General features: G+C 62.7%; 30 protein-coding genes and 1 other RNA gene. 12 read left to right on the forward strand and 19 right to left on the reverse strand.

Annotated elements, in window-relative coordinates; all coding sequences use genetic code 11:
- The first annotated feature begins 16 nt into the window (after positions 1–16).
- On the forward strand, positions 17–1,093 hold the full coding sequence (locus EPJ54_RS07160; RefSeq protein ID WP_135210957.1) for an Mrp/NBP35 family ATP-binding protein: 1,077 nt from the start codon (positions 17–19) through the stop codon (positions 1,091–1,093).
- On the opposite strand, the gene EPJ54_RS07165 is transcribed toward EPJ54_RS07160, so the two are convergent.
- Complete coding sequence (locus EPJ54_RS07165; RefSeq protein WP_135210958.1) at positions 1,090–1,485, reverse strand: helix-turn-helix domain-containing protein; 396 nt, start codon at positions 1,483–1,485, stop codon at positions 1,090–1,092. The two genes, EPJ54_RS07160 and EPJ54_RS07165, sit on opposite strands and share 4 nt — an antisense overlap.
- A gap of 128 nt (positions 1,486–1,613) precedes the next feature.
- Here EPJ54_RS07165 and EPJ54_RS07170 point away from each other — a divergent pair, with 128 nt between their 5' ends.
- Together EPJ54_RS07170 and EPJ54_RS07175 are read left to right on the forward strand one after the other, a co-directional pair.
- Entirely contained in the window at positions 1,614–2,021 is a 408-nt protein-coding gene (locus EPJ54_RS07170; protein WP_135210959.1) for a hypothetical protein, read from the forward strand.
- A 64-nt stretch (positions 2,022–2,085) separates the two neighbouring features.
- The gene (locus EPJ54_RS07175; RefSeq protein ID WP_167755610.1) at positions 2,086–3,285 is read left to right on the forward strand and encodes an FAD-dependent oxidoreductase; all 1,200 of its coding nucleotides are present in this window, start codon (positions 2,086–2,088) and stop codon (positions 3,283–3,285) included.
- Here EPJ54_RS07175 and EPJ54_RS07180 read toward each other — a convergent pair.
- From EPJ54_RS07180 to EPJ54_RS07205, 6 genes are all read right to left on the reverse strand, one after another.
- A complete protein-coding gene (locus EPJ54_RS07180) occupies positions 3,282–4,556 on the reverse strand; it encodes a cytochrome P450 (protein WP_239590789.1) in 1,275 nt (424 codons plus the stop codon). The genes EPJ54_RS07175 and EPJ54_RS07180 overlap by 4 nt on opposite strands.
- 73 nt (positions 4,557–4,629) lie before the next feature.
- Positions 4,630–5,253, reverse strand: coding sequence for a hypothetical protein (locus tag EPJ54_RS07185; RefSeq protein WP_135210961.1), 624 nt, complete (start codon positions 5,251–5,253; stop codon positions 4,630–4,632).
- Positions 5,253–6,665 carry a pyruvate kinase gene (gene pyk / locus EPJ54_RS07190; RefSeq protein ID WP_135210962.1) on the reverse strand — a complete coding sequence of 471 codons (1,413 nt, stop codon included), beginning with the start codon at positions 6,663–6,665 and terminating at the stop codon, positions 5,253–5,255. Before pyk ends, EPJ54_RS07185 begins: the two co-directional genes overlap by 1 nt.
- Before the next feature lie 73 nt (positions 6,666–6,738).
- Positions 6,739–7,371, reverse strand: coding sequence for a glutathione S-transferase family protein (locus EPJ54_RS07195; RefSeq protein ID WP_135210963.1), 633 nt, complete (start codon positions 7,369–7,371; stop codon positions 6,739–6,741).
- A 12-nt stretch (positions 7,372–7,383) separates the two neighbouring features.
- A complete protein-coding gene (locus EPJ54_RS07200; RefSeq protein WP_135210964.1) occupies positions 7,384–8,295 on the reverse strand; it encodes an SMP-30/gluconolactonase/LRE family protein in 912 nt (303 codons plus the stop codon).
- 71 nt (positions 8,296–8,366) lie between these two features.
- Positions 8,367–8,882: a dihydrofolate reductase gene (locus tag EPJ54_RS07205; RefSeq protein WP_239590790.1), complete on the reverse strand. Its 516-nt coding sequence runs from the start codon at positions 8,880–8,882 to the stop codon at positions 8,367–8,369.
- A 198-nt stretch (positions 8,883–9,080) separates the two neighbouring features.
- On the opposite strand from EPJ54_RS07205, the gene EPJ54_RS07210 reads away from it, so the two are divergent.
- A complete protein-coding gene (locus tag EPJ54_RS07210) occupies positions 9,081–9,656 on the forward strand; it encodes a hypothetical protein (RefSeq protein WP_135210966.1) in 576 nt (191 codons plus the stop codon).
- Between the two features lie 174 nt (positions 9,657–9,830).
- Positions 9,831–10,937 carry a hypothetical protein gene (locus EPJ54_RS07215; protein WP_135210967.1) on the forward strand — a complete coding sequence of 369 codons (1,107 nt, stop codon included), beginning with the start codon at positions 9,831–9,833 and terminating at the stop codon, positions 10,935–10,937.
- Positions 10,938–10,943: 6 nt separating this feature from the next.
- Here EPJ54_RS07215 and EPJ54_RS07220 read toward each other — a convergent pair whose 3' ends face one another.
- The 5 genes from EPJ54_RS07220 to aqpZ all read right to left on the reverse strand — a co-directional run bounded on the left by EPJ54_RS07220 (position 10,944) and on the right by aqpZ (position 14,220).
- On the reverse strand, positions 10,944–11,396 hold the full coding sequence (locus tag EPJ54_RS07220; RefSeq protein ID WP_167755611.1) for a hypothetical protein: 453 nt from the start codon (positions 11,394–11,396) through the stop codon (positions 10,944–10,946).
- Between the two features lie 98 nt (positions 11,397–11,494).
- Complete coding sequence (locus EPJ54_RS19775; protein ID WP_167755612.1) at positions 11,495–11,653, reverse strand: hypothetical protein; 159 nt, start codon at positions 11,651–11,653, stop codon at positions 11,495–11,497.
- A gap of 66 nt (positions 11,654–11,719) precedes the next feature.
- Entirely contained in the window at positions 11,720–12,565 is an 846-nt protein-coding gene (locus tag EPJ54_RS07225) for a thymidylate synthase (RefSeq protein ID WP_135210969.1), read from the reverse strand.
- A 300-nt stretch (positions 12,566–12,865) separates the two neighbouring features.
- On the reverse strand, positions 12,866–13,573 hold the full coding sequence (locus tag EPJ54_RS07230; RefSeq protein WP_135210970.1) for a DUF2459 domain-containing protein: 708 nt from the start codon (positions 13,571–13,573) through the stop codon (positions 12,866–12,868).
- Positions 13,528–14,220, reverse strand: coding sequence for an aquaporin Z (aqpZ, locus tag EPJ54_RS07235; RefSeq protein WP_135210971.1), 693 nt, complete (start codon positions 14,218–14,220; stop codon positions 13,528–13,530). Before aqpZ ends, EPJ54_RS07230 begins: the two co-directional genes overlap by 46 nt.
- Before the next feature lie 60 nt (positions 14,221–14,280).
- Between aqpZ and ssrA the strand changes: the two genes are divergently transcribed.
- Positions 14,281–14,634: a transfer-messenger RNA gene (gene ssrA, locus EPJ54_RS07240) on the forward strand.
- A 391-nt stretch (positions 14,635–15,025) separates the two neighbouring features.
- On the forward strand, positions 15,026–15,517 hold the full coding sequence (locus tag EPJ54_RS07245) for an SspB family protein (protein ID WP_239590791.1): 492 nt from the start codon (positions 15,026–15,028) through the stop codon (positions 15,515–15,517).
- A 52-nt stretch (positions 15,518–15,569) separates the two neighbouring features.
- Here the strand turns inward: EPJ54_RS07245 and EPJ54_RS07250 are convergent, their stop codons facing one another.
- Positions 15,570–15,923, reverse strand: coding sequence for a RusA family crossover junction endodeoxyribonuclease (locus tag EPJ54_RS07250; protein ID WP_135210972.1), 354 nt, complete (start codon positions 15,921–15,923; stop codon positions 15,570–15,572).
- On the reverse strand, positions 15,920–16,909 hold the full coding sequence (locus tag EPJ54_RS07255) for a hypothetical protein (protein WP_135210973.1): 990 nt from the start codon (positions 16,907–16,909) through the stop codon (positions 15,920–15,922). Before EPJ54_RS07255 ends, EPJ54_RS07250 begins: the two co-directional genes overlap by 4 nt.
- Before the next feature lie 53 nt (positions 16,910–16,962).
- Between EPJ54_RS07255 and fumC the strand changes: the two genes are divergently transcribed.
- The 3 genes from fumC (at position 16,963) to EPJ54_RS07270 (ending at position 19,130) form a co-directional block, all read left to right on the forward strand.
- Positions 16,963–18,348 carry a class II fumarate hydratase gene (gene fumC / locus EPJ54_RS07260; RefSeq protein ID WP_135210974.1) on the forward strand — a complete coding sequence of 462 codons (1,386 nt, stop codon included), beginning with the start codon at positions 16,963–16,965 and terminating at the stop codon, positions 18,346–18,348.
- A 376-nt stretch (positions 18,349–18,724) separates the two neighbouring features.
- Positions 18,725–18,913, forward strand: a complete 189-nt coding sequence (locus EPJ54_RS20390; protein WP_135210975.1) for a DUF4169 family protein — start codon at positions 18,725–18,727, stop codon at positions 18,911–18,913.
- A gap of 22 nt (positions 18,914–18,935) precedes the next feature.
- Positions 18,936–19,130, forward strand: a complete 195-nt coding sequence (locus EPJ54_RS07270; protein WP_239590792.1) for a ribbon-helix-helix domain-containing protein — start codon at positions 18,936–18,938, stop codon at positions 19,128–19,130.
- Between the two features lie 27 nt (positions 19,131–19,157).
- Here EPJ54_RS07270 and EPJ54_RS07275 read toward each other — a convergent pair whose 3' ends face one another.
- From EPJ54_RS07275 to EPJ54_RS07290, 4 genes are all read right to left on the reverse strand, one after another.
- The gene (locus EPJ54_RS07275; RefSeq protein WP_135210976.1) at positions 19,158–20,189 is read right to left on the reverse strand and encodes a toll/interleukin-1 receptor domain-containing protein; all 1,032 of its coding nucleotides are present in this window, start codon (positions 20,187–20,189) and stop codon (positions 19,158–19,160) included.
- A 65-nt stretch (positions 20,190–20,254) separates the two neighbouring features.
- A complete protein-coding gene (locus EPJ54_RS07280) occupies positions 20,255–21,220 on the reverse strand; it encodes a DUF805 domain-containing protein (protein WP_167755613.1) in 966 nt (321 codons plus the stop codon).
- A gap of 59 nt (positions 21,221–21,279) precedes the next feature.
- On the reverse strand, positions 21,280–21,483 hold the full coding sequence (locus tag EPJ54_RS07285; RefSeq protein WP_135210978.1) for a hypothetical protein: 204 nt from the start codon (positions 21,481–21,483) through the stop codon (positions 21,280–21,282).
- Between the two features lie 62 nt (positions 21,484–21,545).
- Positions 21,546–21,992 (reverse strand): hypothetical protein, encoded by a 447-nt coding sequence (locus tag EPJ54_RS07290; RefSeq protein ID WP_135210979.1) that lies wholly within the window; start codon positions 21,990–21,992, stop codon positions 21,546–21,548.
- A gap of 110 nt (positions 21,993–22,102) precedes the next feature.
- Here EPJ54_RS07290 and EPJ54_RS07295 point away from each other — a divergent pair, with 110 nt between their 5' ends.
- Positions 22,103–24,511, forward strand: a complete 2,409-nt coding sequence (locus EPJ54_RS07295) for an ATP-dependent helicase (protein WP_135210980.1) — start codon at positions 22,103–22,105, stop codon at positions 24,509–24,511.
- Positions 24,512–24,514: 3 nt separating this feature from the next.
- Here the strand turns inward: EPJ54_RS07295 and EPJ54_RS07300 are convergent, their stop codons facing one another.
- The gene (locus EPJ54_RS07300; protein WP_135210981.1) at positions 24,515–24,841 is read right to left on the reverse strand and encodes a hypothetical protein; all 327 of its coding nucleotides are present in this window, start codon (positions 24,839–24,841) and stop codon (positions 24,515–24,517) included.
- A 117-nt stretch (positions 24,842–24,958) separates the two neighbouring features.
- Between EPJ54_RS07300 and EPJ54_RS07305 the strand changes: the two genes are divergently transcribed.
- Positions 24,959–25,813 (forward strand): 50S ribosomal protein L11 methyltransferase, encoded by an 855-nt coding sequence (locus tag EPJ54_RS07305; RefSeq protein WP_135210982.1) that lies wholly within the window; start codon positions 24,959–24,961, stop codon positions 25,811–25,813.
- Positions 25,814–25,815: the final 2 nt, after the last annotated feature.

A 25,815-nucleotide genomic window follows, 5' to 3' on the forward strand; every position in this document is an offset into this window, starting at 1 on the left:
TGTTATGGGATCAAGCATGAACAACCAGTTGGCGGTCATCAAAGAAGCGGTCGAAGCGCAGCTGAATGCGATCAAAGACCCCGCAACGGGCAAGGGATTGTTGCTTTCAGGCCGCATTTCCGGGCTTGAAGTGCGTGATGGCGGCAAGGTCTCGTTCACCATTGAAGCGCCGGCGGACGTTGCGGAGCATTATGTCGCGCTCCGCGAACGCGCCGAAACTGAAGCGCGAAAGGTGGAAGGTGTGAGCCAAGTGCTCGCCGTGCTGACCGCGCACGGGCCGAAGCAAACGAGCGTCGGCGGCGTCGCGCGCATAAAGCATATCATCGCTGTTGCGAGCGCCAAAGGCGGCGTTGGTAAATCAACCGTTGCGGTAAATCTCGCCGCCGCTTTCGCCTCTTTGGGGTTGAAGACCGGCCTGCTCGATCTCGATGTGTACGGCCCCTCCGCGCCAACTCTACTGGGAACCGGCGCACGCCGCCCGCAAATGAGCCGTGACAAAATTCTCGATCCGCTTGATGCGCACGGCCTGAAGACGATGTCGATTGGATACCTCGTTGACGCCGCCTCGCCGATGATCTGGCGCGGCGCGATGGCGACGAGCGCGGTGCGGCAAATGATCGATGAAGTCGCTTGGGGCGACCTCGACGTGCTGCTGCTCGATCTCCCGCCCGGAACGGGCGACGTGCAGCTCACGCTCGTGCAACGCGTGCCGCTCGCCGGCGCTGTCATCGTCTCCACACCGCAAGAAGTCGCGCTCGCCGACGTGCGCCGCGGCCTCGCCATGTTCGACAAAGCCAAAGCACCCATTCTCGGTGTGGTCGAAAATATGGCCTATTTCGAAACGCCAGACGGCAAGCGCACGCATATCTTCGGCGAAGGCGGCGCCCGTCGCACTGCCGAAGCCGCCGGCGTGCCGTTCCTCGGCGAAATCCCGATCGAGGTGGCCTTGCGCGAAAGCTGCGACGCCGGCGCGCCGCTGGTGACGACGCAGCCCACGAGCGCCGTCTCGCAGCGTTTCATCGCAATCGCGCAAGCCGCGCTCGCAAATGTCGCGCGCCTCAGCAAGCCCGCGCCGTCGATCAGACTGATCTAGCGCGCGCGCTTCAAATAGCGTCCGACCATGAGGCGCACGTTCTCCAAATTTTGCGCGAGCCCCGCGTCGGAGAGCAATTGAATCGAGCGCACACGGCCCTCGTCATCAACTTCAAGCAGCGCACGATCGACGAGGCGTTGCACCTTTCGCCGCACTGTCTCGCGCGGCAGGCCCGTGCGCTCGGCGATCAAGCGCCGCGAAATCCAACCGCGATCCTCATCGGCAGGAAATTCCGCTCGCAACAGCGACTCATTCTCACTTACGACAATCGGGCGCATCGTCGCTTCGGCGGCGCAAACGAGAATGACAATCTCTTCAATCTCAAGCCCACGGTAAAAATTGCGCGCTTCCTGAAGCACTTCGAACAAGAGGTCTTCGGCGGGTGCGAGCATTCGTGAATCTTCAACTGCTTTTACGGGCACTTGATTGCGCCAGATCAATCGATAGAGCTTCGCTGCTGTCACAGGTAGAAGCGCGAACCCAAAATGGGTCGAAGCACCTGCGCCTTGGGAGAGGTTGGTTGCAGAAAAAACCCGCTTTTGTTGATAAAAGCGCACAAATCCCGATCGAACGCCGGCCGCTCGCGTTCGCCACCACCGAGCTCATTCTCGATTTGCTCTACGTCGCGCGCGATCGATTCAGCGGCGACTACGAACGCATGTGGATCTATTTCTGCACCGCGCACGCGCGTGAAGCGGGCGTTACACGCCGCGAGATCGGCGCCGTCACCGGCCTCGCACGCGAAACCGTGCGACGCAAAGTGACTCATATGCTCGCCGCCGGCGAACTCAAGATTGGCCAACGCGGGCGCCTCTATGCGGCCGCCGAACAATCGGACCCACACGTGCAGGCGTTCAACCGCGAGGCGAAACGCGCGGCGCAAAGCTACGCCCGCCGCGTTACCCGTTTCGGCGTGAGCGTGGACTAGCCTGTCCATCCGCGCAGCTTGAATGTTCTCAACAACGGCGCTCAATGTGCGCGGGGAGGACGCCATGCATTCAACCCGGCGCACAATATTGGCCGGCGCAGCGGCGCTGCCGCTCGTCGCCTGCTCACAAGCATCGCCGATCATCGTCGTCGGCGCCGGCGTATTCGGCGCCTGGACGGCCGTGCATCTGCAGCGTCTCGGCAAGCGCGTGCTGCTCGTGGATCAGATGGGTCCAGCCAACGGGCGCGCCTCTTCCGGCGGCGAAAGCCGGATGACGCGCGGCACGTACGGCCGCGACGACATTTACACGCGCATGGCGCAGGCCTCGCTCGAAGAATGGAAACGCCTCTCCGAACGCGCGTCGCTGCCTCTCCTGCACAAGCACGGCGTGCTTTTCTTCTTCGAACAAATGGTCGATTACGCGCGCCAATCGATTGAAGTGCATCAACGCCTCAATCTGCCGCTCCAACAACTCGACAACACGGCTCTCCGCCAACGCTGGCCGCAGATCAATTTCGACGGCGTCGAATTTGGCTTGTTCGAAGCTGAGTTCGGCGCGCTGATGGCCCGGCGCGCCGTGCAAGAGCTCGTCGTGCGCTTCGTCGCGGACGGCGGCGAGTATCGCTTGGCGCATGCAGAACCGAGCGCCAACGCGAACGAAGTGATCCTTGATGGCGTACCGGAGAGCGCCGAGGCGATCGTCTACGCCTGTGGCCCGTGGTTGCCAAAAGTGTTTCCAAATATCTTGGGCGAACGCATCTTCGTCACCCGCCAAGAGATCGCCTTCATCGCCCCGCCTGACGGCGACGAAAGCTTCGAGCCCGCAGCCCTGCCCGGCTGGGCCGATTTCAACGGTGGCGATCTCTATTACGGCTTCCCCAACCTCGAGAGCCGCGGCTTCAAGATCGCGCGCGACCATCACGGCGCAGCCTTCGATCCCGACACGGGCGATCGGCGCATGAGCGACGAAGGCGCCACTCTGCTGCGCGCGTTCGTGGAGCGTCGCTTCCCCGCGCTTGCGCAGCGCCCGTTCAGCGAATTCCGTGTCTGCCAATACGAGAACAGCTCAAACGGCGACTTCCTGATTGATCGTCACCCGACGCAAGCCAACACGTATTTGCTCGGCGGCGGCTCGGGTCACGGTTTCAAACACGGCCCCGAGGTCGGCCGTATGATGGCTGAACTCGTCGCCAATTCGACCGCGCCGGACGCACGCTTCTCGCTCGCCAGCAAAGCCAGCGTCCAAGCGCGGACGGTGCTTTAAGCCAGCTCGAACTTGATCGGCAGCTTCTTCAGCCCGTTCACGAACCAGCTCTCTGTATAACGCGGCTCGCCGTCGAGGCTCACGCTCTTCAAGCGTGGCAACAATTCTTCGAACAGAATTCGCATTTCCATCCGCGCCAGATGCTGCCCCAAGCACAGATGCGCGCCGAAGCCGAAGGCGAGTTGACGGTTCGGCGTGCGATCGATGTCGAACGTGTCCGCGTTCGCAAACACCTCTTCGTCCCGATTACCCGATGCATAGCAAAGCATCATCCAATCGCCCTTGGCGATCTTGCGGCCGCGCAGTTCGGTATCTTCCGTAGGGGAACGCATGAACGTCTTCACCGGCGTCGTCCAGCGGATCGCTTCCTCGATCAAAGCCGGCACGAGCGAGAGATCGCCGCGCACACGCTCCAACAAGCCCGGCTGCGTCGCCAGCGCCCACATTGCGCCAGCCGTAGAGGATGACGTCGTGTCGTGACCCGCCGTGGCGACGATCGTGTAATAGCCCGTCGCCTCGAACTGCCCCATCGGCGCGCCATCGATCTGGGCAGTGGCGATCAAGGTTGCCAGGTCGTCGCGCGGATTGGCGCGGCGGTCGGCGCTGATCGCTTCGAAATAAGCGGAGAAATCCTGCACCACCGCGAGCAGCATTTGCATATATTGATCAACGGTCAGCGCTTCCTGGAAGCGTTGCGTGTCCGGATCCTGCGCGCCAAAGAGTTCCTGCGTCAGCCTTAGCATGCGCGGATAATCTTCTTGCGGGACGCCAAGAATTTTCATCACCACGCGCAGCGGATAATGCAGCGCCACGTCATTGACGAAATCGCAGGCGCCGGGGAGCGCGGCGAATTGAGTCACCGCTTCCTGCGCCAGCGCGCGCACATCCGCTTCGCGCTTCTTGATCGACGCCGGCATGAACCACGCCTGCGTCAACAGGCGATACTTCATGTGCTCGGGCTCATCCATTTGGACGAGCGATTTGACCAGGTGCGGCGTACCCGTAATCGCCCGCGCGCGCGCCTCGCCTGCCTGGTTCGTCAAGGTTGTCGCGCGCACGCCACTCGAATAGAGCGCGTTGTTTTTGCTGACCTCGAGAATGTCCGCGTGCTTGGTGACCACCCAGAATGGATCGAAGCCTTCGACTTCGGCCACGCCCAGCGGATTGTTGGCGCGCATCCAGCGATAGGCATCGAACAACTCGTCCGACGCATACGCCGTCGGATTCACAAGCGTCGTCGCGATACTTTCCGGCAGCCTGAGTTCACTCACACGCGCCTCCCGTTTTGCGAGAGAGTGCGCGCATCGATTAAGGGCCGCAAGCCGGACGCCACGGCAACTGCCGTCAATCCGTTGTGGAGCCGACGATAACAGTGTGTCGCCGCCAATCCGGCACGTAAATCGTGAACAAAAACACGCCCCACCATTCCATGCCCTGTTTGAAGATGGGCGAAACCTTCACGAGGTCGGGGCTCGCCCAATCGCGAATAGTGTGCGGCAGCCTCTGCGAGAGAATAATCTGCGAGAGAATGATATGTCGGACCTTGTCGAAGAGCTCCTGCACCTCTGCTGGCGTTGCTCTCAGTTCGTAAGGCGTATTGGCAAATGCGTATGCGGATTGTCCGCCCGTGCCAGCCTCCGGAATCCAGGCGGCCCCGCTTAGCTTGAGGCTGTCCAAATCGCGCAGCCGCGGATTTACGAATTCGCCCTGCGTGCCTCTCCAATTTCCCAATTTCAGCAGCGAGTCTTTCTTTGCATCGTACCAATCACCGTGAAGTCGCGAATCATCAATCTCGCGAAAGCCGAGATCGCGCAGCGCGTCCCCATCAGCGCCATCGATGACCGTGCAAATCGCGTTGACCGCCTCTTCGACATCGCCGTCAGCATCATCGAACACCGCAAACTGCAAAGCGCCAAAGATCTCCTCATAGCGTGCAAATGCGGCCGGCGTCGGATTGAGGCGATGCACTATTCCACCCGAAACACGCGGATTGTGTTCGTCTTGCCGGGCCGGCCAAACGGAATGCCGGCGATGACAGCAACACGATCGCCCGTCTCGGCGATGCCCAGCTTGCGCACCGCCACGTCCGCCTTCGCGACCATGTCTTCCACGTCGGTCGCGTCATCCACGACGACTGTACGCACTCCCCAGACCAGCGCCAGCTTACGCGCCGTTTCGCGGATGGGCGTCAGTCCCACAACACCGCACCGCGGCCGCTCACGCGCCACGCGCAGCGCTGTCGAACCCGTAGACGTGTAAGCCACGATCGAGGCCGCGCCCAACGTATCGGCGATGTGCCGCGCCGAGAGCGCGATCGCGTCGGCGGTCGTCGCTTGCGGCGGCGTCATATCGCGTGGCAGCGAGGCCCAATATTCCTCGTCCTCTTCGACGGCGCGGATGATGCGATCCATGATCGCGACAGCGCTTTGCGGATGGCGGCCGACCGCACTTTCCGCCGAGAGCATCACCGCGTCCGCACCCTGATACACGGCCGTCGCCACGTCCGACGCTTCCGCACGCGTCGGCGTCGCCGCTTCCACCATGCTCTCAAGCATGTGCGTGGCCACGATCACCGGCCGGCCGGCCGCACGCGCCGCACGGATGATCTTGCGTTGCGCGATCGGCACTTGTTCCGGCGGCAGCTCCACGCCCAAATCGCCGCGCGCCACCATCACTGCGTCGGACAGCTCCACGATCTCTTCGATCTGCGTCAACGCGCTCGGCTTTTCGATCTTCGAAATAATCCCCGCACGATCGCCGATCAGCGCGCGCGCCTCGCGCACGTCTTCAGGATGCTGCACGAACGAAAGCGCGATGTAATCGACGCCAAGATCGAGCGCGTACGCCAAATCTTCGCGATCCTTCTCCGTCAGCGCCGAAATCGGAATGCGCCGCGTCGGCACATTCACGCCCTTCTGGTTCTTCAGCACGCCGCCGAAATCGACGCGCGCCTTCAGCTGCGTGCGACCAACTTCCGTCACTGTGATTTGCAGCTTGCCGTCATCGAGCTTGAGGATGTCGCCCGCTTCGAGCGAATTCACGAGTTCTGGATGCGGCAGACGAATGAGCCCCGCCTCGCCCGGCTCGTTCGACGCTTCCAGCGTGACGATCTCGCCAAAGCGCAGCTTGATCTCACCATCCTTGAACATGCCAACGCGGATCTTCGGCCCCTGCAAATCGGCGAACACGCCAACCGCCGCGCCGGCTTTCGCCTCGGCTTCGCGGATTGCCTGCATGCGGCGCGCATGATCCTCACGACCGCCATGACTGAAATTCAGCCGGAAGCAATCGACGCCCGCCTGGATCAGCATGGCCAGCCGTTCCGGCGGATCGCTCGCCGGGCCCATCGTGGCGACGATCTTACAATCGCGTGCGCGCATGCTGCTCAGACTCCGCTTTTCGCAGCGTCATACAAAGCGCGTCGCTCGCAATGTCCAGCCGCAAAGGCTGGCGTCAGGCGCCCATTTTGTACGGCCCGCCCTTTTCGAGCGCGCGCTGATAGGCGGGACGGCTTTGGTAACCGGCCCTGACCCGGACAAGATTGGGATAATTCTCCAACCCGCCGCGCGAGGCGCCTGCATCGAGCACGAAACTCATTTCGATGTCGGCGGCGGTGAAACGTCCGGCGGCGAAGAAATCCTTCCCCTCCATCGCGCTATTCATGAAGCTCAGGTGGTTCGCGATCTCGGGATCGATGCGCATCTGCATCAGCGGCGCGCCATTCTCGCCGAGCATGCCGACATAAAGCTTCAACAAGAGCGGCAGCATCGCCGAGCCTTCGGCGAAATGCAGCCAATAGAGATATTCCGCGCGCGCCGGATCGCCGGGCAACACCGAAAGCGCGCCGTGCGCTTCGGTCTCGGCGAAATATTCAACGATGGCGCCGCTCTCGGCGTAGATGCGTCCGTTCTTCTCAACCACCGGCGACTTGCCCAACGGGTGCAGCTCTTTCAGTTCCGGCGGCGCCAGCCGCGTTTGCGGATTGCGCGAATAGCGCTTCACCGCGTAGTCGAGCCCCAATTCCTCCATCAGCCACAACACACGCTGCGACCGGCTCTCTTCGAGGTGGTGAACGATGATGCTCATGGCCCTGCGCTCCTAATACGACGCGAAATTCAGCTGCAGGCCCGGCTCCGGCCAGCGCATCTTCGCGAGCTTACCTGTGCCCGACAGCGTCACGTACGCATCGCGTTGATCCTTGCCGCCGAAGCAAATATTCGTCACCAATGGATCGGGGAACGCCGTGTGCGTCGACACGCCCGCCGGCGTGATCGTCGTAATGCCGCCGTTCAAAATCGTCGCCACACACACATCGCCATTGGCTTGCACGGCGAGGCTGTCGAAAAACACATGCATCGGCTGCACCGCGACGCAACGCCCCTGCGATCCCAACATGCCAGGCGCGACCTCGCTCTCGCCGGTGATGTCGAAAGCCCAGAGCTTCCCGGTCTCCGTCTCGGCCGCGTACACAACCTTCTCATCCGGCGAGAGGCCCACGCCATTCAGGCCAACAAAGCCGTAGGCCACTTCCTTGATCAACGATCCATCGGGCTTGGCGTAATAAATCCCGCCGCGATCGCGCGAGCGCGCATAGCCCTTGCCCAAATCCGTGAACCAAAAGCCACCGCTCTTATCGAACACAAGATCGTTTGGCCCACTCAAGCGAAATGCGCCCGCACTCTCGTACACGCGCTCGACTTTGCCCGTTGAAAGATCAACGCGTTCGATCCGCCCCGTCTCATAATCTGGCGCCGCGTGACCCGGGATCGTGAGGCCACCCATGTCGTGCCAAGCGAAGCCGCCATTATTGGTGATGTACATCGCGCCATCGGGCCCAAGCGCTGCGCCATTCGGCCCACCGCCGACCTTCGCGATCACTTCGCTCTTGCCGTTCCACACGCGTGTCAGCGTCTGGCGTTTGATCTCAACCAGGATCACGCTGCCATCCGGCATCGCGACAGGCCCCTCTGGAAACTCAAGTCCTTCGGCGATGATTTCAATATTGCTCATACGCGCGAGCTTATGCGCGCGAAACGCAAACGCCAGCGCAATCTAGCATGACGCAACGGCGACTATCGAAACTATTGGGCGCGTTCCAAAACGCGCACGACAAAATCCGCGTCATCGTTCGCGGATGCAGCAACATGCTCTGCGCTCGCCTCGCGCCAATCGGAAAGATCGAGCCGCAGATGCGCGTCGCCTTCCGGTTCGAGGTTCACTTCCGTCAGCACGATGCGCTCGGCCTCCGGCAGCAGCGCCTCATAAAGCTGCGCGCCGCCAATCACGCACACCTCATCTACGCCTGCAGCTTCCGCCATCGCGCGCCCCGCCGCGACGAGGGCGGCCGCATCGGTGTAAACCCACGCATCTGGCGCGACGAAATTCGCGTCGCGCGTCAGCACCAAATTCGGACGCCCGGCGAGCGGCCGCTTCGGCAGGCTCTCCCACGTCTTGCGTCCCATCAGCACCGGCTTGCCCGTCGTGGCCGCCTTGAAGCGCTGCATGTCGGATTTCAGCCGCCACGGCAGCCCGCCCGCGCGCCCAATGACGCCATTCTTCGCCACGGCGACAATAAAAGTAAGCTTGGGCTTAGGCACTAAAGACTCCATCGCTCCCTCTTCCTCCCCTGAGAGGGAGAGGGTTGGGGTGAGGGTGGAGCGTAAATCTCGGCGAACACCACGCGCACACATGACTGGGCGCCTGCGCCGCCCCTCACCCTACCCTCTCGGGGAGAGGGGTCTTAAGCGCGCGTTCTAGCCTTGGCGCCGGCGGAAATCATCACCTAGAGTAACGGCATGCCACGCAATCTTGTTCTCTACGGCCTGGCCGTCCTCGGCGGTCTTGTTCTTTACGGCGTGCTGCGCTCCGTGCTGGGCGGCGAGATCGTCATGCTGCTCTCGCTCGTCGCGCTGGTCGTCGTCGGCGTGGTGATCTTCCGCAACCTGCAGACCAACCGCAAAATCGCCGACGCCACGCCCGAAGTGCGCACCGCGGCCCTCACCTTCACGCCCGAGCCCGGCAAAGCCGCGCTCTACATTCTACGCAACCAATTCGTCGGCCGCGCCGTAGGCATCAATATCGAGGTGGACGGCAAACAGATCACGCAGCTGAAGAGCCCGCGCTTCATGCGCCTGACACTCAATCCCGGCCCGCACCGCATCGTCGCGTACATGGGCACGCCCGACAAAAAGAAGCCCGGCGAAGCCTTGCTCGAAGGCAATGCGCAGCCTGGCGAAGTGCTCATCCTCAAAACCGAGATCGAGCCGCAAATGGTCGGCGTCACCGTGAAACTCACGCCCGTCGACCTCGACAAAGTCCGCGCCGATTTTCAGAAGTCACGCATGGTGTCGAACGACGTGGCCGAGGTCTAATTGGTGCGCGACGCAGGCAAGCACTTGTTCCGGCTCGTTTTCGGCAGCCGCCCAGCGAAATTGCGTCCGACAGAGGAACCGGCCGCGCCGGTTCTTTCCGAAACGCCGGAATCCTCCGCGCCAAATCCTCCGCAGACGAGCGAGGCGTCAGCCCTGCTCCCATCCGATTTTGACATGAGCAGATGGGACGCGGCGGCCGTCGAAGCCGTCCGCGCGCGCCTCGATACGGGCGCACCGCTCGGCTTGATGTTTCGCAAATTCGGCGGCGTTCGGTTCCTTCAAGACACGGGGGACCAAAGCCTCACGGTGGATTTTAACTCCGCCGAGCATTTGGTGCGCAGCGCGCCAAATGGCGTCGTATGGATCGCCGTCGAGGATCCGCGCGAAGATTCTGAAACACTGCGAGACATACCTTGGGTGCGCTTTGCCGACGCAACCTGGCAAGATGGCGTGCGCAAACTCCTGCGCATCTCAGACGCCATCTATGCCGAATATTCGGCTCTGGCCGCCGGCGGCCAACACGAATTGGACCTGTGCCTCGAAGAAGGCAAAGAGCGCTGCACGCTGATCTGCATCCCGGCCAATCTGGCGCTGAATCGCGACGACAACATTGCGCCGGCCTATCAGCGCTTTACGCGCGCGCTATTGGCGCAGGAACTTCACGTCGGCGGCCCCTACAGCGATCCGCAATTTGTGGCGCTGAAGGAAAGATTGGCCACCCTCGCCGCGCTCTCAGAAAGTGGGCAAGCGCCCATAGATGACGCCGGGCGTTGGCGGGCGGCGCCGCTGCCGCTCAAGCCTTTGCTCGAATGGCACTTGGAATGCGGCCGCCGTTACGCCAATTGGCAGGGCGAGGAAGAAGAGCAAGGCGCGCACATCATCGCCTCGTTCTGGCACTTCTATCGCGCGGCGCTGTTGTGCTTCCGCGCGATGGAAAGTTCGCCGCGCGAGATCAGCGGCGCGTACGCACTGCGTTGCTTGGCGCAAGCGTATTGCGAGATGGCGGAATTCCTGATGAGCGGCCTAACGACCGCCCATAGCGGCGTGCTGCGCATGAACGGCCCGCCGGCGCTCGTGCGTGAGATGCTGGATGCCGGCAAAGCGTGCTTTGAAAAGAGCGGCGGCGACGCTGATGTCCTCGATCAACTCCCGGCCTTCACCTATTTTGAGCAAATCTCCAAAGCCGTCGCCGCCGGCGAATTGCAGATTGCGCCCGATCACTGGATCAAAGAACTGCCGCACCTCCCCATCCGCGCGCCGCGCGAATGGGTGAAGATGTAGCCGGCGTCAAAAGTGCGCCCGCGCCGATTGCGCGAACAACCAAGCCGCCGTGGCAAACATCGCCGCCAGCAGGAAACTGCCGCCCAGCACGTCGAGCGGATAGCGCGCTGAATTATCGCCCCAGCCCGCGGCGACCGCCGCCACGCCGATCAATGCCGTCGCCGCCGCCGTACCGCCGACAGCGAACGCCATGCCGCGCGGGCGAAACCGCGCCAGCGCCGCGCCAATGAGACCGACGCCCACCGCCAAGAAGTAAAGCCCGTTCGCCGCGTGCCGCTCGCCGCCGACAATGCCGACCGCGCCCGTCACCCACACCATCAGCAACGCCGCCAGCACAGCGACGCCTACGGCCAAACGATACGGCAAATTACGCGGACCCCGCGCCACGAACCACACCGCCAGCCCAAGCCCCGCCAGCAAAGCGCCCGCGAACACAAAATCCGATAAAGACCAATCCATCATAGGCTCCACAAGCGGCATTGCTCAGTGGCGCGACTCTAATGCGGCGCGCGCGAGCGTGGTGTGGAGCTATTTGGGAGATGTTGTGCAGGCGACCGCTATTTACCGGGCCGCTTGACCTCGTACATCTCGCCCTGCCCCTTCGGCGGCGTGATGAAGAAGCGGTCGGCCAATTCGCCAGCGTATTTGTGATCGTGCAGCTTCTGCTTATCGGCAGCGCAGGCCTCCGCCTCTTCGTGCGTGGCAAATGCGCCCACGTCATAGTCTTCACGGGGCAAAGGTATCGTGACCGCGCAGGACCCAGAGATTGTCGTAACTTTCGCTCATACCGCAATCGGCGCCCTGATCAGCGGGTGCGCGGTGTAATCCTCGAGCTTAAAATCCGCGTACTCGAACGCGAGGATATCTTTCCGCTCCGGGTTCAGCTTCATCTTCGGCGCCGCATACGGCGCGCGTGAGAGCTGCAAGCGCGCTTGATCGAAATGATTGTGATACAAATGCGCGTCGCCGAACGTGTGCACGAACTCGCCAGGCTTGAGCCCCGTAACTTGCGCCACCATCTGCGTCAGCAACGCATAGGACGCGATGTTGAACGGCACGCCCAGAAACACATCGGCGCTGCGCTGATAGAGTTGGCAGCTCAGCTTTCCGTCGGCGACGAAAAACTGAAACAGGCAATGGCACGGCGGCAGCGCCATCTGATCCACCTCCGCCGGATTCCACGCCGACACGATGTGGCGCCGCGAATTCGGATTGTGCTGGATCGAGTGGACGACGTTCGCGATCTGATCGATCACGCGGCCATCCTTGGCCTCCCATGAGCGCCATTGTTTGCCATAGACCGGCCCAAGCTCGCCTTCGCTATCGGCCCACTCGTCCCAAATCGTTACGCCCTGCTCCTGCAGCCAGCGCACATTGGAATCGCCGCGCAGAAACCAGAGCAGTTCCAGAATGATGCTCTTCAGGTGCACCTTCTTGGTTGTCAGAAGCGGGAACGAATGCTCCAGATCGAAGCGGAGTTGGCGGCCGAACACGCCGCGCGTGCCCGTGCCGGTCCGGTCGCCCCGGTCGACGCCATTGTCCAAAACATCCTGGAGCAGCCCCAGATAGGCGATGTCCGCCTGATTGGGTTCGCCCGGTTCAAGTTTGGCCGCCGCTTCTGCGCTCATGGCCCCAATATGGGCCGACTCGGGCTCCGCTCCTACCAGCGCGACTATACGAGCCCGCCCTCTCGCAGGTTGCGCAACACCCCCTGGTCAAAGAAACTCATCGTCCACGACCGTCGACAAACCTGGGCCACGCCATTTCCAAATCAGTACGACGGCTTCGCCGCTCACGTCCGGAAACGCCTCCGCAAAGCGGAAGCAGGCATCTCGCGCATTTTTCCTGGGTTTGCAGACAGATAGGCGGCCAAAACCTCGGATGGTCGCGCGCCGGTCCGGATGTCATCAAAGCTCACAAGCGCTGCTTCATGTCGGACACCGATCCAGCCCTTGCCGCCGCGCCTGCTCCACCAGCGGCCCGGCCAGCCAAGAGGCGCGCGTATTCACGTTCACGCCCGCCGCGCGCAGCGCCTTGGCCATCCAATGATTGCAGACGTTGAAGAGGTGAAACGACCCGCGCGAGCGTAAAAACATCGAGCGGCCAATGACTTTGCCCCGCGCCACCGGGATCGCGGCGCCAGCCGCGTCGAGCGCCAGATACTTATCCACAAGCGCAACAAACGCCGCCGCACCCTCCCGGCTCACGGCGATGCCCGTGTCGTCGGTTGGCCCCAGATACACGGAGCTCGGCGCCGCATTGTAGGCGATGTGGAACACGGTCGCGCTTGGCGGAATGATCGCATCGAGCCCGAGCATCAGATCCGTGCCAGGCGATTGGTAGAAATGCTCCTCGCCCCAGCCGATCAGGAAGCTCCGCGCGTCCGGGTAAAGCCGGCGCAGCGCGTGGTCCTCGGGAAAGATCGAGGCCGGCGCGCCGATGTCGCTGTGAAAGCCGTTCGAATAGAGGTGCAGCTCGACGCAATCGCCCGCACGCGCCCGCGCCACATCCGGCGCGGGCATCGGGAAATACAGGTACGTGAACAGCGCACAGATCGCGACGAGCAGCCCCGTCGCGATCGGCCGCCGCTTTACGAAGCCTCGTCGCTCGCCAGCAATTTCGCCCGGAACGCCCATCCCGCGAGCCCCGCACCAACAAGGGGCGCCACGATGAAGAGCCAGAGCTGGCTCAGCGCGTCGCCCAACACCCACACAGCCGGTCCAAGCGAACGCGCCGGGTTCACCGAAACGCCTGTCACCTGGATGCCGACGATATGGATCACGACCAGTGTCAAACCGATGGCAAGGCCGGCGAATTGCGACGGCGCGCCCTTTTGCGTGACGCCGAGGATGGTCACCAGGAAGATGAACGTCGCCACCACCTCAAACACGGCGCCGGCGACCAGGCTGTATTCGCCAGGCGAGCCTGTGCCGTAGCCGTTCTGCCCGAGGCCTGCGTCAATCGAATAGGCCGGCGCGCCCGAGGCGATCACGTAGAGCACGCCCGCGCCCACGATCGCGCCCACGCATTGCGCGCCCCAATAGCCGAGCATTTCGTTGAGCCGCATCCGGCCCGCCACCCAAGCGCCGAAACTCACGGCAGGGTTGACGTGGCAGCCTGACACCGGCCCGATCCCGTACGCCATCGCCACGATCGCCAGACCGAACGCGAACGCGATCCCGAGCTGGCCGACAATGCCAAACCCCGCCAACACGGCGGCGCCGCAGCCAAACAACACCAGCGCAAAAGTGCCGACAAACTCGGCCACAAGCTTCTTGGTCATCCCGCTCTCCCCGGACTTCACGTCGCAGACTAGGCGAGTCTGGGAACCGGCGCACGCCCACGCTTGGCGCCGGGACGCGAAGCGACCTATATCCAACCTGTCCGGGCAACCGGACTATGGCGATAAACGCGCAGAGATAGGCGGATCGGACCCGGGTGCGATGCCCGGCGGCTCCACCAGTTTCATCCTCATTGGGGGATTGTCTGGGGCCGAAATAGGATCGACGGACGTTGAAGGCTGATGCTTTTGCTCGGGTGGTCCCGTTACAGGCCGAACAACGTAGTTGCCAATGACAACCACGCTGAGGAATTCGCCCTCGCTGCGTAAGCAGTGCGGAGTTTTCCGACCTTAAGTCCTACTGAGTAGCATCACTAGGCGGGGCCCCCCGGCGCCCGGCAACAGAAGCCGGGGACTTTCTTGTCCCAAGCGCGCGAACTCGTTCTGAAATTTCGAGACACACGCCCGGACAAGACAGTGCGCATCAGCAAGGCGCACCGCTCGTTCCTCACATTCAGTTTATCCACAAAGTGATTCGCACCTCTTACGCGGCGCAATTTGCGCGCGTCGCGCGTGTGTCGCGCCATTTTCCTTTACGCCGCAAACGCTTGGCGAGTTTCGCACGCACATGCTCGCTTCATGCGCGAGCAGCGGCGCGTTGATTGCAAGCTTGCGCGAACCTGTTGCATCGCACGCGCGTTTCGCCTGACGACGTTTGAAACGTCTCGTTCTTTTCGCGCTCTGTGGATCAACAATTGACTGCCCGGAATGAGCCAGTAAGGGTTGCCGGAGCCAAGGAGGGGCGGCCGTGGCCGACGATTTGATTGGGTACGAAAACTTGATGCAGGACGCGCTGCGCTCAGTCGTGCGCGCCGCGTTGCAAGAAGCCGCGTCGCCGCGCGGCATCCCCGGCAAACATCATTTCTACATCACGTTCCGCACGCATGCGCCGGGCGTGGTCATCCCGGATCCGTTGCGCGCGCGCTACCCGGACGAAATGACGATCGTGCTCGAGCACCAATTCTGGGACCTCGAAGTTTACGCCGATCGCTTCCGTGTCATCCTGAAATTCTCGGGCCAGCCGCAACCGATCACCATTCCGTTCAAGGCGATCACGCGCTTCTTTGATCCGAGCGTGAAATTCGGCCTGCAATTCGAGCAGCATCACGTCGAAGACGAAGCGCGCATGGTCTCGGGCGACGACAGCGTCCCCGCCCCGCGCGAAGCGCCTGTCGCCGTGGAAGCGCCGCCGAAGGGCGACACCGCCGTCGTCAGCCTCGACGCCTTCCGCAAGAAATAAGCAGCGCAACATTCGAGTTCTAAAAGGCGCGTCGCAACGCGCCTTTTTCGTTTCAATCGCCTCGTTTCAAGACGCGCACAGAAATCCGCTCTCGCTCGCCCAGACGCCGTTCGCACAGCAGCCGCGCGATCTGGCTGTCATCGACAAACACATGCCCCTTCAGCGCGTCGAGCAACGCCTTGGCCAAATTGTCGAGATCGAGCGTCGGCGTTTCGCCGACATATTCCATGATCAGCTCGACCTCGAACTCGCCATAACGCGGCCGCAGCTGAAACTCCTTGCGGAAGAATTCATAAACCAGCGGTTTGTAATAGCGCGCCTGCGTGGTGATGCCGTCGATCGTCAGCTCAACGCCGCCCGCAATCGTGCGCGCCCGCACTTTGCCGCGGCCGGCCCACTCGCTCATGCGCTGGCGGCGTGCGTCGCGCGCATCGCCTCAAGCATCGCCGCACGAAACAGCGACCGCCGCTGCATCTCGCCATCCGGCGCATACGGGAAAACCCGCTGCGACAGCCCCGCCGCCCGCAGCGCCGCCTCCGCCTCCTCCAGCCTGCCCCAAAGCGCCACAAACACGCAGCGCAACGCAGCACCTTCGGCTTGGATCGCCGCAAGCGCCCACGAGCCGCCATCGGAAAGATCAACGACAATCGCGTCGCTCGAATCGAGCACGAGGTTCAGCACCAATGGCCGCCACTGATCCGTAGCGCTGAGCGCCAAGGTCTCGCGCCGCGTCCCCATATTGGTGAGATTGAGCCCAATCCGATTACCGATCTCCAGCGCCCGCGCGCGATAATCGGCGGCGCTCTTCACCACCATGCCTTCAACGCGACCGGCCAAGCTCACTACGTGCCCATAGGGCCGCAACTCACTGGCGATCGCGCCACGCAACGGCGCACGCGCAAGCTCAAGCTCCGCGCGCACCACGCACACTCGCGCAGGTTTCAATCGGAGCACGAGCGCACCAATCCAAAGCACCAGCGCCGCGAAGCCAATTCCCAACAGAATTGCGTTCAACATCACCGGTCCGAGCCCGGCCACGACGGCGCCCGCGAACGCCACGACCGCCAGCATCCCCAGGCCAGCGCGCAGCTGTCGCGGCCAGCCAAAGAACAGCGCGTCGCCCCGCTCCAAGTCCTTCGCGCTCAGAAAGCTCGGCACACGCAGCCGCCACGGCTCCGCCGACAGCCGCCGCGCCCGCAGCGCCTCGGCCGCCGCCGCTCGCGCTTCGTCGCTATGGTCCGGATTGAGCGCAGCCGCCCGCAACGCGCGGTCCGACAGCCGCTCCACCTCGTCAGGGTGCGGCGAACCGGCGCGCATGGCGCTGATGGTACGCATATCCTGCAGCTGCACGCGCCAATCGCCCCCGCTATCGGCTTGATCGCTCGATTTCATCCCCATATCCCCTACCGGGACAACGCGTCACTTTTACCCAAGGCGTATTTCCCATGACCACCCGCACAGAAACAGACACTTTCGGCCCGATCGAGGTCGAGGCTGATAAATATTGGGGCGCCCAGGCGGAGCGGTCCTTGGGCAATTTCAAGATTGGCTGGGAAAAGCAGCCCGAGCCGATCATCCGCGCCTTGGGCATCGTCAAGCGCGCCGCGGCCGAAGCCAACATGGCGCTGGGCAAGCTCGATCCGAAGCTAGGTGAGCTCATCATCCGCGCTTCCAACGAAGTGATCGAAGGCAAGCTGAACGCGCACTTCCCGCTGGTCGTCTGGCAGACGGGCTCGGGCACGCAATCGAACATGAACGCCAACGAGGTGATCTCGAACCGCGCCATCGAGATCATGGGCGGCGAGATGGGCTCCAAGAAGCCGGTCCACCCGAACGACCACGTCAATATGAGCCAAAGCTCGAACGATTGCTTTCCGACCGCGATGCACATCGCCGCCGCCGAAGAGGTCGTCCATCGCCTGCTGCCGGCGCTGCAGATGCTGCACAATGCGCTGAACGACAAAGCGCAGGCCTGGAAGGACATCATCAAGATCGGCCGCACGCACACGCAGGACGCCACGCCCGTCACGCTCGGCCAAGAATTCTCCGGCTACGCCAAGCAAATCGAAAACGGCATCAAGCGCATCGAACTGACGCTGCCGATGCTGATGGAATTGGCGCAAGGCGGCACGGCCGTCGGCACCGGCCTCGCCTCGCCTGTTGGTTTTGCGGATCTCGTCGCCGATAAGATCGCGCAGATCACGGGCATGAAGTTCACGAGCGCGCCAAACAAGTTCGAAGCGCTCGCCGCGCACGACGCGATGGTGATGACGCACGGCGCGATCAACACGGTCGCGATGTCATGCTTCAAGATCGCGAATGATATTCGCTTTCTCGGTTCGGGTCCGCGCTCGGGCCTCGGGGAACTCGCGCTGCCGGAGAATGAGCCAGGTTCGTCGATCATGCCAGGCAAAGTGAATCCCACACAGTGCGAAGCGCTCACGCAGGTCTGCGCCCACATTCACGGCAACAACGCGGCGATCAGCTTCGCGGGCAGTCAGGGCCATTTCGAATTAAACGTGTTCAATCCGATGATGGCCTATAATTTCCTGCAGAGCGTGCGCTTGCTCTCTGACGCGGCGGTAAGCTTCACCGAAAATTGCGTCGTAGGCATCGAGCCGCGCTTGGACAACATCAAGAAGGGTCTCGACAACTCACTTATGTTGGTAACGCCGCTCAAAGAGAAATATGGCTACGACCGCGCCGCCAAGATCGCGAAGACTGCGCACAAGAACGGCACGACGCTGCGCGAAGAGGCCATCAAGGACGGCATCGACGCCGCCGACTTCGACGCCATCGTGCGACCCGAGAAGATGATCTCGCCGGGTTGAGCCAAACCGCTGCAACAAAATGGATATTTCACTCGCCCCGCAGCGGGGCGACCCATTTCAGGACATTCGACAAAATTTGGCGTCAAGTTGAACCATCTGTGATCGCGCCACGTACGATAGAGCACAAATGTCGCAGAGCCGTAATGGAGGAGTGAAACCTACATTCCGTTCGTCGCAAACGCAGTGTGCGTTTAGGCTTTGCTAGCGACTTTCAGTCAGTTGCTTGCCAAGCACTTCTCTCTTGTGGTTTTAGCGCGCCGCGCTGCTCACGAGAGAAGCGAACCCACTGCGAATTCTTTCGCAAACATAAGGAAAGAGGGCTTAGTTCGGAAGCGGTAGCACTTGCCGTCTGACGGCATCGGCTTACATCGAAGCTATGGCTGAAATTGTGAACCTCCGGCGCGCGCGCAAAGCCAAGGCGCGCGTAAATGCTGAAGCCGACGCGAACGCTAATCGCGTTCAATTCGGCCGCACCAAAGCGGAGAGGCAATTGACCAAAGCGGAGAAGGAGGCCGCCGAACGCAAGCTCGACGGGCACAAGAGAAATGATGACATTGACGAGTAGTGGAGCACTGCAAAAGCGTTCGATGCGGATCGCGGGTCACCGCACTTCGTTGGCGCTGGAGCAAGAATTTTGGGCGGGCCTTGAGCGCATTGCGCGCGCGCGTACGCAGAGCCTGCCGGTGCTAATCGCCTCGATCGACGAAAAGCGCGCGAAAGACACCCCGGAAGCCTCGCTCGCCTCCGCCGTGCGCGTGTTCGTCCTCGAGCACAAACTCTAAGCAGAGCGCGCGCTCAATCTGAGCGCGCTATTGCTGCAACGGCCGACCATAGAGAACCAGCGCGTAATAGCATGGCTGCACCGTGCAGGCGTGCATCTGGGCGCGCACGGTGAACGGCCCCGTCCATTGCGGCGCAACAGCGACCACGGGCGTCGCGTCCGTCATGTTGTCCTGCGACACGACGTTATTGTTCTGGTCGTAGAGAAAGAGGTCAAGGTCGCTGCAATCGTTGTCGCAAACGCCGATGATGCGATAATCACCACCAGCTTCGAGCGTCGCCGGCGTATCCGCGAAGGCGCCTTGTTGTAGCGAGCCGCTCACTGGCTCTGACATGCGCTGGAAGCCTTGCGAAGCGAAGCTCTGCTCGACCTGCGCCAAGCGATCCAACATCTGCTGCTGATAGTTTACGGCGGGCTGCGCCGGGACGACGGGCTGAACCGTTGTCGGATTTTCGGCGACCACCTGTGTTTCATCCGGGATCATCGAGCCGATGATGCCGAGCACGACCACGGTCGCCACCACGGCGCCGACGATCCAAACCCAAACCGGCACGCCCTTCTTTTTCTCAGACGACGCCTGCGCCGCGGGCGGCGCGCTAAAGCTTTGTGACGCAACTGGCGGCGCCGCCGCAGCGCGCGGTGGCGGTTCCGGCGCACGCGGCGTCGGCTGGCTCGCGGCAAAGCGCTTCACCGCATCGGCAAAGCGGCGCCAATTCGGATCGTCCATAGCGCCATTCCAGCTGGCGAGGTTCGCGGATTGCACTTCGCCAAACCCGAACGGCGGGTTCGAACCATCGATCATGACCGGGATCAGCACGCCCTTGTCGCGGCCCATCCGCGCCTCTTCGCGCACCCATTGCGAGGTCGTCGAATGTTGACTCCAGAGCACGATCAGCGCTTTGCACTGCGCCAGCTTCTGCTCGATGAAATCGGCCCATGTCGTGCCCGGCGGGATTTCGTTGTCCCAGAATACGTCCACGCCATCCTGCGTGAGCGCATTAGCGACCTGCTCGGCCCGCTCGCGATCTTCCCGCGCATACGAAAGAAAAACGTCCGCCATGTCCCCTCCTGCAGCGACCTAGTCCTAGCAGGCGAGAACGCGGGTTCAAACGGACACTTGAGGGGTCATTGCCCTTTCGGGTTTGGCCCGTACTGGTTTGCACCCGGCTTCGACGGCAGCACCAAGATCACCAGCATGCCGATGCCGGCGACAAGAAGTATCAACCCGCCCAGAGGCGGCATCGCCACCGAAAGCCCGCCGCCGACCAGGAAAGCGACGAAGAAGCCCGCCACCAGCCAACCGCTCAAGCCCACATCATGGAAGCGCCGCGCCGCGACGCTGATCCCTGGCGCGAGCACGGCGAGATTGAGGATGGTTGAGACGGCCTGCGTGTTTGGCTGCGATGTGTACGAATTGAAGCCGAACAACACGACATCGATAATGTAGGCGACGATCGAAACGACGAACACGCCGAGCGTCCACCACCAATATTCCGCGCGCCGCGCACGGCCATTGCCGTTCACGTAGAGCCGCAGACACTTCTGGATGTAGCCGATCGGCGACAAATTCTCAGGCGCGCCACTCTCCGCCGAACTCGCGGCGGCGCGCGGATCGCTCCACGCAGGCGCGGCAGCCGGCGGCGGTGCTGACCAGGCAGCTTGCGGCTGCGGCGCGGCAGGCGGCGGCAGCGGCGCATCAGCGCCACGCGCCGTCGCATACACCGCGCGCGAGAAGCGCACCCAATCGGGATGATTTTGATCGCCGGTCCAAGCGCTCAGATCCGCGGCCTGCACTTCGCCGAAACCAAACGGCGCCGGCGTGCCGTCGAGCAGCACAGGAATGAGCTTGGCCTTTTCGCGCCCCATGCGCGCCTCTTCGCGCACCCATTGCGATTTTGTTGAATGCTGGCTCCACAGCACGATCACGGCGCGGCACTGCGTGAGTTTGCCTTCGATATAATCGGCCCAGGTTTGCCCCGGCGGAATCTCGGTGTCCCAGAAAACCTCCAGCCCCAGACCGTTCAGCCCGCGCGCGATGCGCTCGGCAAAGCCACGGTCTTCCCGAGCATAAGAGATGAAAATATCGGCCATCGGGCGTCCCCATCTGCGAGTCATCCAAGCCTAGCCGGCTTTGATGACGGGGGACTACCTCATACCGTCTCGTCCAGTGCGAAACTCGGTGTTTCTGTGGGCAGCGGTAGGTCCGGCAGATCAAGCGACACCGGCTTCAACGACATTTCAAACACCGATGGGGCCACCCCAGGCGCAAACGCCATCACCGTGAGCGCCAAGACCAGCACGCACGCGACAAACCCTGCCAAGACGCCGAAACGGGATTCACTATCGCCAGCCACGAGTTTTGTTCCTTTCCTGCTGTGACAACAGCGGAGAGGAATCTCAGTTCCCACGACTGATGTTATAGGCCGCGGCAATAGACCAAGCTGGGCGCGGGCGCCCACGGACCGCCCGTCAACATCATGGCGCGCGCGGATTCCGCGAATGAAATCTGGATATTGTGAGGCTCAGGCGGCGCCTGTGCATAGCAGGTCGCGGCGATCTCATAGCCGGCCTCTGTGATCCGCACGCCGCGAAACTCACAAGAGACCTCGCCCTGCGTGCTGATCCCATCCGCCTCGAAGCGCCATGCCGGGTTTGAGCAACCTTCAGCCGTCGTCGCCCACAGGCCAACATAGCGGGGCGTTTCCTCCGTCGGCGGCGGCAAAGTATGCGGCAGCGGCTGGGCCTCGCCTACATGCGCCGCCGCCGCCGGATCAGGTTCCGGCTCAGCCGGATCGGCGCACGCAATCAATGCCACGGAAAGCGCGGCGGACGCCGCGCGTGCAAGCAAATTGGAAAGCCTCATTTCGTCCAAACCGCCTGCATAACGATCCGTTCCAGCGGCCCGCTCGCAACCTGCGATGCAGCGCCCTATGTTCTCGCTTCGTGCTAAACTGCGCGCGAATGGACGAATCGATGACCGACGGCGGAGAGAACCTCCCCATTTCCCAGCGCGCGATGGCCGTGCCGCCTTATCTCGCCTCGCTCAATCCTGAGCAGCGTGCGGCGGTGGAAGCGCTCGACGGGCCTGTGCTCGTGCTTGCAGGCGCAGGCACCGGCAAAACGCGTGTGCTGACGACGCGGCTTGCGCATCTACTGCACAGCGGCCGCGCCAAGCCGTGGAGCGTGCTCGCCGTCACCTTCACCAACAAAGCCTCGCGCGAAATGCGCGAGCGCGTCGAACATCTGCTTGGCCCCGGCGCTGGCGGCCTGCCGTGGCTCGGCACCTTCCACTCGATCAGCGCGCGCATGCTGCGTACGCACGCCGAACTCGTCGGCCTCAAGAACAATTTCTCGATCATCGACACCGACGATCAGATCCGGCTCTTGAAGCAAATCATCGAAGCCGAAGGCATCGATGAAAAGCGTTGGCCCGCACGCCAGCTCGCCAACCTGCTCGATAGCTGGAAGAACCGCGGCCTCACGCCGGAGAAAGTGCCGAAAGGCGAAGCCTTCTCCTTTGGCGACGGCGCGGGCGTGAAGCTCTACGCGATCTACCAAGCGCGGCTGAAAATTCTGAATGCGTGCGATTTCGGCGATCTGCTGATGCACATGATCGACATCTTCCAGCGCCACACCGACGTGCTGGAGACGTATCACCGCAAACTCAGCCATCTCATGGTGGACGAGTATCAGGATACAAACGTCGCCCAATATCTCTGGCTGCGCCTGCTCGCCCAAGCGCGCAAAAATCTCTGCGTTGTCGGCGACGATGACCAATCGATCTATGGCTGGCGCGGCGCCGAAGTCGACAACATCCTGCGCTTCGAACACGATTTCCCTGGCGCGCGAGTCGTGCGCCTCGAACGCAATTATCGCTCCACCGGCCACATCCTTGCCGCCGCCTCGCACTTGATCGCCAACAATCGCGACCGCCTCGGCAAAACCCTCTTCACAGACGACGAAGACGGCCAACGCGTGAAAGTGCGCGGCGTTTGGGACGGCGAAGCCGAAGCGCGCTTGATTGCCGACGACATCGAAGGCTGGCGCCAATCCAATCGCTCCTACGCCGACGCCGCCGTGCTCGTGCGCGCGGCCTGGCAGATGCGCGCTTTCGAAGAACGCTTCCTCATGCTGCGCATCCCCTACAAGGTGATCGGCGGCCCGCGCTTCTTCGAACGCGCCGAAATCCGCGACGTGCACGCCTATCTGCGTCTCATTCGCTCGGAAGACGACGACCTCGCCTTCGAGCGCATCGTCAATCAGCCCAAGCGCGGCATCGGCGAAAGCACGGTGCAAAAGCTGCACAGTCACGCCGGCAAACCGCCTGTCCGCTTCGTCACCGACAACGGCCCGCTGTTTGACCAAGACACGGGCGAAGTCGTCACCACGCAGGACGAAGCCTCTGGCGGCGCCACGCGCTTCCGCACGCTCGTCGGGGCCGCGCGCGAAATGGTGCTCACCGACGATCTGCCGCTGAAAGCGCGCACGGCGCTGCGCAGCTTCCTCACTGATCTCGATCGCTGGCGCGAACAAGCGCGCACGATGAGCCACGTCGAACTCGCCGAAATCGTGCTCGACGAAAGCGGCTATTCCGACATGCTGCGCAACGATAAATCGCCGCAAGCGCAGACGCGGCTCGAGAACTTGAAGGAACTGGTCCAGTCGATGGCCCAATACGACACGCTCGAAGCCTATCTCGAGCACGTCGCGCTCGTGCTCGACATCGAGAGCGAAAGCGAGGGCGAGAACGTGCAACTCTCCACGCTGCACGCGGCGAAGGGCCTCGAATGGCCGCTCGTTTTCCTGCCCGGCTGGGAAGAGGAAGTGTTTCCCTCCAAGCGCGCCGTTGAAGAAAGCGGCGACAAAGGTTTGGAAGAAGAGCGCCGCCTGGCTTACGTCGGCATCACGCGCGCCCGCGAAAGCGCGCGCATCTCGTTCGTCGCCAATCGCCAAATCTACGGCCGCTGGCAGAGCGTGCTGCCGTCGCGCTTCATAGACGAGCTTCCGCCCAAGAGCGTCGATGCCGTCAGCGAAACCGGCTATGCGATGCAAGCGGGCAATGTCCGCGAAGGCGCGTCGCGCTTCGATTCATTCGCGCCTGGCGCGGGCTTCAACAGCGCCTACCAAAGCCCCGGCTGGAAACGCGCGCAGGAACGCGGCGCGTTCCAATCCAAGCCGCCCATGATCGAAGGCGAAGCCCGCCTCGTCGCGCGCTCCGGCGACGCGGATTCGCACTTCAAACGCGGCGACCGCATCTTCCACCAAAAATTCGGCTACGGCCGGATCCGCGGCGTCGAAGGCAACAAACTCACCGTGGATTTCGACAAGGCCGGAGAGAAGCGGGTGATCGATAGCTTTGTCGTTCCGGCGAGCGCTGCTTAGCGCTCAATCGTCATCGCCATCATCGTCGTCATCATCATCCGATGATCGCACCGGCGCGCGCGAGGAAGCCACGCGTTGCGGCGGCGGAACTTCAGCGGCGCGCGTCTTCTGCGGGCTCTCGGCGCGCGCGAGCTGCACGCCAGCGGCGCGCACACGCGCCGGCGCATTCTCCGGCCGCGCGCTGGGCGAGCCCAGCGGCACGATCTCGGCCGCGTTGGCCTCCTCCACGATCTCGCCCGGACCCGTCACCATGTGCGCCACGCTGGCGGCGCCCACCGCAAGCAACACGGCGGTGCCCATACTGGCGGCGATGAAGCCAAACTTCTTCATGATCAGCACTCCCTCGCCATCACCAAACCGGCGCGCGCCTGAACCCAAGCTGAACTGGAGCGCAGCGCTCGCCTATCAAGGTGTTCCCTTTTGCCGGCGCCGCCTCTAATCAGCGCCATGCTTCTTCTCACCGCCCTCGGCACGATGACCCAAGTTCGCGCCGCCGCCGACGAACTCGACCGCCACGATCCCTCGCCCGCCGACGCGGTCAGCTGGTTCGAGGAAGGCCCCGGCAAGTTCCGCCTCGAAGTCTATGTGCCCACCGAGCAAGACGCCGACAGCGCCTGCGCCATCATCGGCGCAGCGGCGCCCGAGCTGCACATGATCCGCGACGAGGTGAAGGCCGCCGATTGGGTGGCGATGTCGCTCGAAGGTTTGCCGGCCGTGCGCGCGGGCCGTTTCATGGTCGCTGGCGCCCACGCGCTTGCGAACGAACAGAACGGCCTCTCGAAAATTTGGATCGAAGCCTCTGAAGCTTTCGGCACCGGCCATCACGGCACGACCTGGGGCTGTCTCATGGCGCTTGAAGGCATTTTACGCAAACGCCCTGTGAAGCGTGTGCTCGATGTCGGCGCAGGCTCGGGCGTGCTCGCACTCGCCGCGGCGAAACAAGGCGCAACCGCGCTCGCCATCGAGATCGACGAACGCGCCGCCGCGATCGCTGAAATCAACGCACAGCAAAACAAGCTCGCCAATCGCGTCCAAGTCATCGCCGGCGACGGCGCGCGCTATATCGCGCAACAAAAATTCGATCTGGTGTTCGCCAACATCCTGATGCGCCCGCTCATTCGCTTAGCGCCAAAGCTTGTGCCGACCGTCGCGCCCGGCGGCACGCTCATCCTCTCCGGCCTGCTCCGCTCACAAGCGCCGCTGGTGCGCGAAGCGTACGCAAATCGCGGCCTCATTCTGGAGCGCCAGATTCCCAAAGAAGCGTGGCTGACGTTGGTCTGGCGCAAACCTGCACGTGCTTGACG

This window comes from Vitreimonas flagellata (assembly GCF_004634425.1).
Classification (GTDB): Bacteria; Pseudomonadota; Alphaproteobacteria; order Caulobacterales; family Aquidulcibacteraceae; genus Vitreimonas; species Vitreimonas flagellata.